Genomic DNA, 1,083 nt, shown 5'->3' with positions numbered 1-1,083 from the left:
CACCACGCTGCGCGCCGCGCTCAACCTCGCCGTCCGCGAGGGGCTGATCGACGGCAACCCCGCCCGACACATCGAGGTCAGCGGCTACCAGCAACCCCACGCGAAGGTATGGACCGACGCCCGCGTCGAACAATGGGAACGCACCGGTGACCGGCCACCGGTGGCGGTCTGGACCGCCGACCAACTCGCCGAGTTCCTCGGCGGCGTGACCGACGACTCACTGTTCGCATTCTGGTGGCTCACGGCTCTGCGCGGCCTGCGCCGCGGCGAGATGTGCGGACTGCGATGGACCGGCGTCGACCTCGACCAGGGCGTGCTCACCATCGAGCGCAACCGCACCACCGCCGGTTACACCATCGTCGAAGGCGACCCCAAGACCCCCGCCGGCCGCCGCGCCGTCGCCCTCGACAAACGCACCGTCCAGGTCCTGCGCGCACACCGTCGCCGCCAACTCGACCAGAAGACCGCAGCCGCCGAGAACGGCAAGGCATGGACCGACACCGCGTATGTGTTCACCCGCGCCGACGGCCTGCCGATCAACCCGAACTACGCCACGACCCGGTTCCGCAAACTCGTCCAACGCGCCGGACTGCCCCCGGTACGGCTGCACGACCTGCGCCACGGCGCCGCGTCCCTCGCCCACCAGGCCGGCGCCGACCTGAAGACCCTCCAAGATCTGCTCGGCCACTCCAGCATCGTGATCACCGCCGACACCTACACCAGCGTCCTACCCGACGTACAACGGCACTGTGCCGACGCCACCGCCCACCTCGTCCTCGCCGCAGCCCGCCGCACCCGGAAAAAGATCAAGAACAAAGCCCGAGAGAATCGACCCACCCGCCGACCGAAAACAGGCGCTCCGATCCCCAGCGCCCCCGGCACGGCGGCGAAGCCACAGGCCAGAACCGCAAAGCGCGAGAAGAACTCAAAATCAAGGGTGGCACCCACATCGCACCCACGTGACACCCACCATCCACACAGGCCGAAAAGCAAGAAGGGTCTGACCGCCGTTTCGGCAGGCCAGACCCCTCATGATCTTGTGCGCCCGAAGGGACTCGAACCCCTAACCTTCTGATCCGTAGT

General features: G+C 67.9%; 1 protein-coding gene. It reads left to right on the top strand.

Annotated features, from left to right (window positions below; all coding sequences use genetic code 11):
* On the top strand, nt 1-1,075 hold a 1,075-nt coding region (locus AB0C22_RS31250), incomplete at its 5' end, for a site-specific integrase (RefSeq protein ID WP_357538601.1).
* Nucleotides 1,076-1,083 lie beyond the last annotated feature (8 nt).

Source organism: Micromonospora sp. NPDC048894, assembly GCF_040649765.1.
In the GTDB taxonomy this organism is placed as follows: domain Bacteria; phylum Actinomycetota; class Actinomycetes; order Mycobacteriales; family Micromonosporaceae; genus Micromonospora; species Micromonospora antibiotica.
This window is presented reverse-complemented; position numbering and strand designations above follow the sequence as displayed.